The organism is Petralouisia muris (assembly GCF_004793545.1).
GTDB classification, from domain to species: Bacteria; Bacillota; Clostridia; order Lachnospirales; family Lachnospiraceae; genus Petralouisia; species Petralouisia muris.
Map to the genome: position 1 here is coordinate 46,830 of NZ_SRYA01000034.1, position 9,215 is coordinate 56,044.

Below are 9,215 nucleotides of genomic sequence, written 5' to 3' on the forward strand. Positions count from 1 at the left end.
CTGACACTTAGCTTTTATTGCCCTGAGAAGATTTTTCATGCTTTTACCCGCTGTAAATCTATGCTATACTATGAGAAAGGAATCTATATGAAAGACACGAAAATCCAGTGGCATCCCGCATTCGTGGCCGCCATGAACCTGGAGCTGCGGAAAGACAGAGAGAACCTGATTTTCCAAAAGGAACATAACCTGAACACGAAGCCCCTGTCCATTGATCTGCTCATCATTCAGAAGAGTTCTTCCGCCGCTGTCTCTAATGAAATTGGTCGGCTGTTTCGAGGGCATAACATTATGGAGTACAAATCGCCAGGGGATTCCCTGGACATTGACGTTTATTATAAGACCATGGCCTATGCCGCGCTTTATAAATCCAATGGCAATACTGTAAATGCAATTAAGGCCGACGATATTACGATATCGCTTGTTTGGGACGCAAAGCCCCTGAAGCTGTTTCAGCATTTCAGGGCGCAGGGCTGTTCCATGGCTGAACCTTATTCCGGGATCTATTATATAGAAGGAAGCATCCCTTTTCCTACGCAAGTGCTTGTCACCCAGGAATTAGATCCCACTGCCCATGCATGGCTCTGCGCTCTTTCAAAGAAAGTAACGATTTCAGAGGCGCAGCGGCTGTTAGATCAGACGAAAGAATTGACGGAAAGCGGCGAACGAAATTTTGCTGATTCTGTTATAACCGTTATGTTAAAGGCAAATAAAGCGATTATCAACAACTGGAAAGGAGCTGGGAAGATGTTTGAAATTCTGATGGAACTTATGGAGCCCCAGATAGAGGCGATGTTGGAAGAAGAAAGGAAAAAATCTATTATGATTGGGGAACAGAAAGGTGAACAGAAAGGTGAACAGAAAGGCATTACCGCAGGCATACTGGGCACCATAGACACCCTTCGGGAATTCGGGCACACGGATACCGATATCAAACCTGCCATAATGAGAAAATACAACCTCTCACTGGAAGAAGCGGATGATTATTTATCTGGAACTGTTACTGTTGATTTGTCTGGAACGCCTCTGCAATGAAGAAACATTTATACTATTCGTTTTTCCATTACTGATAAATAAGAAAAAATGCATATAATGTCCAGCATATTGCTAACAAAGCGGTCTGTTGCCATTTACACAATGGACCGCATACCAAATCTTGTAAATTTCTCACAAAGCCTATATATAACGTAATTAATTATTGCCTATAAGCACAAGCGATCAATAACCATTTGCGGAACTGTAGTTACCCAATCAATAAACTTTTTCACGGCTTCCTGAATCTCTTCACGGGAATAAAAGAATACATTATTTATTACAGAATCTTTCAGCCATCCCCAAAGTTCCTCAATCTTAAGTCAGCAACCACCAGTTCAACTGGTGGTTTGCCCTAAGCCCTAATAAGGGCTTTCTTACTGCTCGCCCAAAAGGGCGGTGTCGCAAGCATTCTTACTGGTCCGCTAAAAAGCGGTACTTCTTGCATCTTCTTTTCGTGATTCTTCTGCCTGCTCGTTAATATATTTTCTGACAGCATCTTCCGTTATATTACCTATTGTTTCTACGTAATATCCACGTGCCCAAAATGCTTTGTTCCACTTACTTTGCAATTCTGGGCGTCTGTCATATATCATTAGTGTGCTTTTTCCTTTTAAGTATCCCATAAAACTTGATATACTTATTTTCGGCGGAATTGCTACACTTAGATGTGCGTGATCCTCGCATACTGCGCCTGCTATTATCTCAACATCCTTATATTTGCATAATGTACTGATTATCTCACGTACATCGACTTTTATTTGCCCATACAATTGCTTCTTCCTATACTTCGGAATGAATACTATATGATACTGGCATTTCCATTTCGTGTGTGATAAACTTTTATTATCCATTAGGACCGCCTCCTATTTTTGAGTTTGGCTTGCGACACCATTCTCATTTTAACATAGGAGGCTTTTTATTATATCCTCATCGTTTCCACTTACACGATTCTCCCCAGCATAGCTGGGGGATTAGACCTTTCATTCATAATTACTTCCTGGCTAAGTCCCTTGATAAAGTGCGTCTCGGCGGCAGCCTGGCGTTTATCACCACCCGTTACACAATGGATTCCAAGGATACAGACGTAAGGGAATATCTGGCTGCAAGAGCGGACCTGCTTGGGGCTGTCCGTCTGCCTGACAACGCCTTTAAAGCGAACGCTAATACAGAAGTGGTGTCTGACATCTTATTCTTACAGAAACGCGATACCCCAGCAGACGAAATCCCAGATTGGATACATACTGAAGAGAATACAGACGGATTTATAATCAACAGTTATTTCCTCAATCATCCCGAAATGGTTCTGGGAACGCCTTCATCAGAAAGCACACAGTATGGCAGGCAGGATTATACAGTTGTTCCTGTTCCAGACGTTGGCCTTGCCACACAGCTCCAAAAGGCAATGGAATTTATTCGTGGGACCTACCAGAAAGCCGTGCCAGCAGAACCGGATAAAAGCACTCCGGCAGACACGCTCCCGGCTGACGACAGCGTGAAGAACTATTCTTTCACTCTGGTAGACGGTGAAGTGTACTACCGTGAGAATTCTATGATGAAGAAAGCCGAGCTGAACGCAACAGCCGAGAACCGTGTCAAAGGCATGATAAAACTGCGTGACTGCGTACAAAAGTTGATTGCCCTGCAGATGGATGAATCTATACCGGATAGTGCCATTAAGGCAGGTCAGGCAGAGTTAAACCAGTTATACGATGCTTACACTCATAAATACGGCCTGATTAACAGCCGTGCGAACCGTCTGGCGTTTGAGCGGGATTCAAGCTATTATCTGCTCTGCTCCTTGGAAATCTTGGATGAAGACGGCAGACTGGAACGCAAAGCGGATATGTTCACAAAACGCACTATCAAACAGCATAAGACAATCACCAGCGTAGACACGGCATCGGAAGCTCTGGTTGTATCCATTGGAGAACGTGCCAAAGTGGATTTGCCGTTTATGTCACAGCTGACCGGAAAAAGTGAATCCGAGCTGATTCGGGAATTACAGGGCGTAATCTATAAAGACCCAACGAATAATATTTGGCAGACAGCAGACGAATATTTGTCTGGCAATGTCCGTAAAAAGCTGCGACAGGCACAAAAAGCAATGTCCACAGACCCGGCGTATAAAATTAACGTCAAGGCTCTGAAAGCGGCGCAGCCAAAAGACCTTGACGCATCTGAGATTGAAGTACGTCTGGGCGCGACATGGATTGATAAATCTTATATCCAGCAATTCATGTATGAAACCCTGAACACGCCTGCTTACCTGCGTAACAGAATCACAGTAAATTATTCAGCGTTTACGGCGGAATGGAGCATTGCCAATAAGAATGCCGCCCCATATAACGATGTCGCAGCATACACGACATATGGCACTGACCGTGCAAATGCATATAAAATCCTTGAAGATTCCTTAAATCTCCGCGATGTGCGTATTTACGATACTGTAGAAGACGCAGACGGAAAGGAAAAACGTGTCTTGAACGCAAAACAGACAACCCTTGCCCAGCAGAAACAGCAGGCCTTAAAAGATGCATTTAAAGACTGGATATTCAAGGAGCCGGAACGCCGCCAGACGCTTGTCCATCACTATAACGAAACCATGAACAACACCCGGCCTCGCGAATATGACGGCTCTCATATTGTATTCTCAGGCATCAACCCGGAAATAAAACTCCAGCCCCATCAGTTCAATGCGATTGCACATGTGCTGTATGGCGGGAACACCCTGCTTGCGCATGAAGTGGGGGGCTGGGAAGACGTTCGAGATGATTGCCGCCGCTATGGAGAGCAAACGTCTGGGCTTATGCCATAAGTCGATATTTGTTGTTCCGAACCACTTAACCGAGCAGACTGCAGCTGAGTTTCTCAGACTATATCCTGCCGCGAATATTCTGGTCACAACTAAAAAGGATTTTGAAACCCGTAACCGTAAAAAGTTCTGCGCCCGTATCGCCACCAGCGACATTGATGCAGTCATCATCGGGCATTCACAATTCGAGCGTATCCCGATAAGCATGGAACGCCAGGAACGCTTGATACGGGAACAGATTAACGAAATTACAGACGGCATCCGGGAAGTGAAAGCCAGCCATGGAGAACGCTTTACCATTAAGCAGCTGGAGCGTACAAAGAAAAGCCTGGAAGTGCGGCTTGAGAAGCTGCAGGCAAATGGACGCAAGGACGATGTGGTCACGTTTGAAGAACTCGGCGTTGACATGATGTTCGTGGACGAATCGGACCTGTACAAAAATTTGTTCTTATATACCAAAATGCGCAACGTGGCTGGCTTATCGACGGCAGATGCACAGAAATCAAGCGATATGTTCGCAAAATGCCGTTATCTGGATGAAATCACGGGCGGCAGGGGGATTGTGTTCGCCACCGGAACTCCAATATTGAATAGCATGACGGAAATGTACTCTATCCAAAGATATTTACAATACGGCCGCCTGCAGGAGATGGGTATGGGGCAGTTTGACAGTTGGGCATCCCGGTTTGGAGAAACCACCACCGCCCTGGAGATAGCACCAGTATTAGAGGTACATGGACAAATCCAGAGAGAAATACGCTGAAAATACATAAGATATTTTTTAACATATCAATGAAATAAATTCTTGAATGAAATTTTCTTTTATTGGAATACAACGTTAAATCTATCTATTTATGAAAAAGTACCGATAGAACAGATAAGAGAACTTATAAGGTTTACAACCCTGCAAGTCCTCTTATGTATCAGAGATATTGGTGGTGTCCGTTTTGCATAAAACTGTCCTAGCTTGTTTTGTTCCTTTACCTCATTATAATTTTCTTTCGATTAATGATAATATTATTTACAATGTTAACGACTAATCAATAGTAATCGTATAACTTCCTGCCTTGCTTATTGCCTTTGCTTGTAATGTATATGTCCCACTAAATGCTGGAATTTGATCCATTGTAACTGTTTTTCCCGCCTTTATCTCTTTAGTGTTTCCAACTTGTTTACCATTACCATTAATAATTCTCACTTTAATTGTCCCCGGATTTCCTGCATGATTAGTCACCTTAGGAGAATCTCTAAAAATATTATTAGATGATGTTACATTATAATAACCATCTGTTGAAAGTCTTGCATTTCCTGTCCAATTCACACGTGGCTGAATTATATTCTCTTCATTGATACTCAGTTCCTTTTGATCTGGGATTTCCGCCGCCAAAGCACTTGTTGACGCAGATACCATTACCACACACATTCCCATAACAGCTATCAATTTTTTAACTTCATATTTTTCTCCTCTTTTCTGAATTATTTTATTTTAATTGCATATCATATCATGCATTAAAATCAGTATAAATTTTACAAATTATATGAAATTCAAAAAATATCTTCCCTCTTTGCACTTCACCTCAACAATATAATTCATATTATCTTCTAAAACTTTTAGGCTAATAGATTCACCCGCATCAACGATTATTTCATCTAAAATAATATTCCTGTTCTCATCCAATATACGAACAGCAACATGGCCACTGCTATTGGCGTCATTTATCATCTCTTTTTTGTAAAAGATGGAAGAAAAATTCAAATAACCGTTATTGGATACTTTTACTTGTGACCACTCTGTTTGATTTATTTCATTTTCAATCGTAGCTTCACTTTTAGGATGGAAATAGCTATGCAGCCATCCTACCTCTTGCGTCGCAAACATAAACGATCCTACTATACAGCCAGTAATAATAACCGTCAGTATCAGCTGTATACGGACTTTCTTTTTGATTTTCTTAAACGGTTCTTTACTTTCCCATTGTTCCGACATTTGAGGATACTCTATCGGATTTTTCATATCTTCCAGTTTTTGGTTGCATTTCTTACAATTCTTCATGTGCTCTTCTATCAGTTTACAGCTATCTTCCGTACAAATATTATCAATATACAGAGGAATTAAATCATTTATAATATCACATGTTATTTTCATTATTTAATCGTATCCTTTCTCTAATCCACTCTTTCGCGCGATAATAATTTATGCGTGCCCAATTTTCGCTTTTATCAAAAATCTCTCCTATTTCTTTAAAAGTCATTTCTTCGTATGCTCTTAGCCAAAACACTTGCCCGTAAGTTTTTTTCGCCTGCTGTACTGCAAACAAAAGTTCTTGAATTTCTTCCTTTAAAAGATATGTTTCTTCCACATTTCTTTCTGTGTCAAATATTTTTAAATTCTCTATTTCTATTTTCTGTATGTGTTTTTCCTTTTTCAGATAGTCAAAATACATATGTTTTGCAATTTGGCATAGCCACACAGACATTTTACATTTTCCATTATAACGATGGAGAGACTTATATGCTTGATAAAATGTTTCTTGTGTAAGATCTTCTGCTAAGTCAAAGTTTCCCGAAAGAGAAATTAAAAAACGTTTTACGGTATTTGCATATTTTACATATATATCATCATCCTTTGATGCTTTATCCTGCATATTCTTATTGCCTTTCTAGTACATGTACTAATATATAAATAGAAATTAATCAAATAATGTTACACTTTAAATCCAGTTTTTTATATTTTATTTTTCTCTAACCTGTTATCAGCATCATTTCTTTTATTGTAAGGCATCATTTTCTACGGGTCAAATTGAGGAAATGCCCAGTAATGAAATTTGGGAAACTAAAAGGGCATTATCCGAGAAGTCTCATTATCAAAGAAATATCCTGAAAAGCACAATTTATCGGCGGTTTCTAAAAAACTTCTCGGATAATTACTCAACTGTTTAGACCATAGACACGATACGTTCCTTATGTTGTTGACAATCATTCTGATAATTACGATAAAGAATACCTTAATCTCTATGCTAGATTTTTTATACCTGTCAAACATTATTCGAGAAGATTTTCTTAGAAGCTGTTAATAAGCCGTACTTCTATAAGTTTTCTGAAATAATGAAACTTCTCGGATAATGCCTTTTATTTTAGTTCTGACATAAAGGGCAAGTTTCGCCAGAGTAACTCAAAACCCACTTTGTGGGTTTTGCTTACCCGGCAACCTTGATGGGGATTCTGTTTCCCCATACCCTCAGTTCCTGCATATTTTCCAAATATGCAGATTGGCTCCTATTAAAAATAGCCGCAGCGTGATTGCCTTACATCACGGAAGATAAAAAAATTCTAAAAATAATTCAATTTCCTTTCCCACTAGCGTTCTCCAATCGGCTTATATAGTAGGAAGCAAAAAACAGCTTCCCCTGATCAGGCATTATGAAAAAAGCAAGGAGGGATTCATGCGATTTACAAAGAGTGAACTGGAGATGGTTTACAAATATGAAGCGACAACAAAAGAGGACACAGTGAAAGCTATGAGGGACGGGCAGTCAGCAGCCGGGGACGACCTGACACGGATTATCATAAGGAATGCCGCAGACAAACTGGAGAAACTTCCAGAACCGGAATGCAGCCGGTTCATAGCGGACAATAAGGCACATTTCATAGGACAGGGCAGAAGTTCCGTCCTGCGGAGACTGAATGAAGCAAAGGAACGGTTGAAACAGCCGGTCTTACAGGGGCATGACCTGTCAGGGCGGGAACGGTTCCAGCCGGACACAAGACATATGATCGTCCTTGATGTGCTGAATAATGACAGCCCCGTAGGATTTAAAGGGGAGAGATACCGATTCTTCCTCTCAGACGGGAGATACCGCAATGCCATAGAAAGTGAAAAGCGTGGGGAAATCAAAATCCGCAGCCATGCGGCGGTAGTTTCCGGGAAACTATATCCAGATAAGAAAGCGGAGCATAACAGATAACAGTCCCTTGATAAAAGTAGGAACTGCACAAAAGCTGAAAGGAAACATAACAGGGGAGTGGAGAAAGCTGAAAAAATATCGAAAGAAGGGAGGGAATCTATGCAGAGAAAGAAAAAGGGGAGAAAGGATACGCCGATCCGTTATGTGGTAGAGCATGTATATTCCGGCACGGAAAGTATGGAGGGATTACTGACAGTAGTGAGCGAAGAAGCCGCCCGTAAGAACGTGGAGGAAAAATTAAGGAACGGAAGTATGGGGACAGGGAAGAAAGCTGTCTGAAAAGATGAATTGACGGTTGATACCAGAGACAGAAAAGGCTATAATGAAGTCAGCGTATTTCTGTCTCTGGATATTGAGTGAATATAGGAGGCCAATATGCAGAATACAGAAAATAAAGAAATATGGACAGCACTCTATACGAGATTGTCAATGGATGATGAGAAGTCAAATAGACGTAAAGCCAAGTTATTTTTTTAGGCATCCATAGGGGATGCCGTTTTTGCTTATTGGATAGCCCCGACAAATTTGTAGTAGATAGTAATGCGCTTTTCCTTTCCCTTGCGGCAACGTCCCATACCTGGCGTTTCGTAAATCGTAATCCGGTCAATCAGTTCGTGAAGCATGAAGCGGTCGAGTTTTTCAAAGCTGGTGTATTTTCGGATAAGGGCTGCGAAGCGGTCAATATCGGCCTTGGTATCCCGAACCTTTTCCAGTGCCTTTTCCATCTCTGCAATGTTCGCTTTCAGCGTTGCCCGTTCCGTATCGTAATCTGCGATAAACATGGTAAAGATGTGGTCAGGCAGCTTTCCGCTCATGTTATCCTCATAGGTGCGTTTCAGCTTCACATCCAGGTCAGCCAGCCGTTTCTTTGCTGATGCAAGGTCGCGTTTCATTGCGGCAGTTTGCTTCTGCTGGTCGGCGCATTTCAGTTCCATCAGTTTCTGCGCGGCTTTTTCGGCATCCTCGCTGAACAGCTTGGCATTGCGCTGAATATCCTCCTGAACCACCTGATAAAGCGTGTCACGGTTGATGTAGTGGCTGGAACAAGCTACTGTCCCTATCGCCTGACTGCGCCCACACATATAGTAAAAATACTTCTGCTGGCTAACGCCCAACTTCATGGATGTTCCGCAGGCTTCGCAGTAGAACAGTCCTGCAAACAGCGCCGGCTCGTCTTTGGCTTTAATGGTCTTTTTCCGCGCAATCAGCCTTTTTTGTGCTTCATCAAATAATTCGCGGGATATGATCGGTTCGTGCATATCAGGAACAACTACCCAATCTTCTTTAGGGATAGGTTCCCTTTTTTTACTTCGATAGGATGGCGTGTACTGCCGTCCCTGTACCATGCTGTAGCCCAGCAAATTAAAGTTCCTGTCTCCCGCACAAAAACGTCAAATTAAAAT

The 9,215-nt window shown here is 41.8% G+C and carries 8 protein-coding genes and 1 pseudogene; 4 read left to right on the forward strand and 5 right to left on the reverse strand.

The annotated features are described in order from the left end of the window. The first annotated feature begins 87 nt into the window (after positions 1–87). Positions 88–1,035 (forward strand): hypothetical protein, encoded by a 948-nt coding sequence (locus E5329_RS16450; protein ID WP_135990561.1) that lies wholly within the window; start codon positions 88–90, stop codon positions 1,033–1,035. Between the two features lie 422 nt (positions 1,036–1,457). On the opposite strand, the gene tnpA is transcribed toward E5329_RS16450, so the two are convergent. Beyond that, positions 1,458–1,886 (reverse strand): IS200/IS605 family transposase, encoded by a 429-nt coding sequence (gene tnpA, locus E5329_RS16455; RefSeq protein ID WP_135990562.1) that lies wholly within the window; start codon positions 1,884–1,886, stop codon positions 1,458–1,460. A gap of 131 nt (positions 1,887–2,017) precedes the next feature. Here tnpA and E5329_RS31750 point away from each other — a divergent pair. Further along, a pseudogene (locus E5329_RS31750) lies at positions 2,018–4,568 on the forward strand (DEAD/DEAH box helicase family protein); the annotation flags it as partial. Positions 4,569–4,883: 315 nt separating this feature from the next. Here E5329_RS31750 and E5329_RS16465 read toward each other — a convergent pair. The 3 genes from E5329_RS16465 to E5329_RS16475 form a co-directional block, all read right to left on the reverse strand. After that, complete coding sequence (locus tag E5329_RS16465) at positions 4,884–5,288, reverse strand: hypothetical protein (RefSeq protein WP_135990563.1); 405 nt, start codon at positions 5,286–5,288, stop codon at positions 4,884–4,886. Positions 5,289–5,381: 93 nt separating this feature from the next. Beyond that, complete coding sequence (locus E5329_RS16470; protein WP_135990564.1) at positions 5,382–5,993, reverse strand: zf-HC2 domain-containing protein; 612 nt, start codon at positions 5,991–5,993, stop codon at positions 5,382–5,384. Next, positions 5,977–6,492, reverse strand: a complete 516-nt coding sequence (locus E5329_RS16475) for an RNA polymerase sigma factor (RefSeq protein WP_135990565.1) — start codon at positions 6,490–6,492, stop codon at positions 5,977–5,979. The genes E5329_RS16470 and E5329_RS16475 overlap by 17 nt, the downstream gene beginning before the upstream one ends. A gap of 798 nt (positions 6,493–7,290) precedes the next feature. Between E5329_RS16475 and E5329_RS16480 the strand changes: the two genes are divergently transcribed. Together E5329_RS16480 and E5329_RS16485 are read left to right on the forward strand one after the other, a co-directional pair. Further along, a complete protein-coding gene (locus E5329_RS16480) occupies positions 7,291–7,812 on the forward strand; it encodes a DUF5720 family protein (protein ID WP_135990566.1) in 522 nt (173 codons plus the stop codon). Between the two features lie 99 nt (positions 7,813–7,911). Then, positions 7,912–8,091, forward strand: a complete 180-nt coding sequence (locus E5329_RS16485) for a hypothetical protein (RefSeq protein WP_135990567.1) — start codon at positions 7,912–7,914, stop codon at positions 8,089–8,091. Between the two features lie 224 nt (positions 8,092–8,315). Here the strand turns inward: E5329_RS16485 and E5329_RS16490 are convergent, their stop codons facing one another. Next, entirely contained in the window at positions 8,316–9,173 is an 858-nt protein-coding gene (locus E5329_RS16490) for a DUF4368 domain-containing protein (protein ID WP_275443371.1), read from the reverse strand. Positions 9,174–9,215 lie beyond the last annotated feature (42 nt).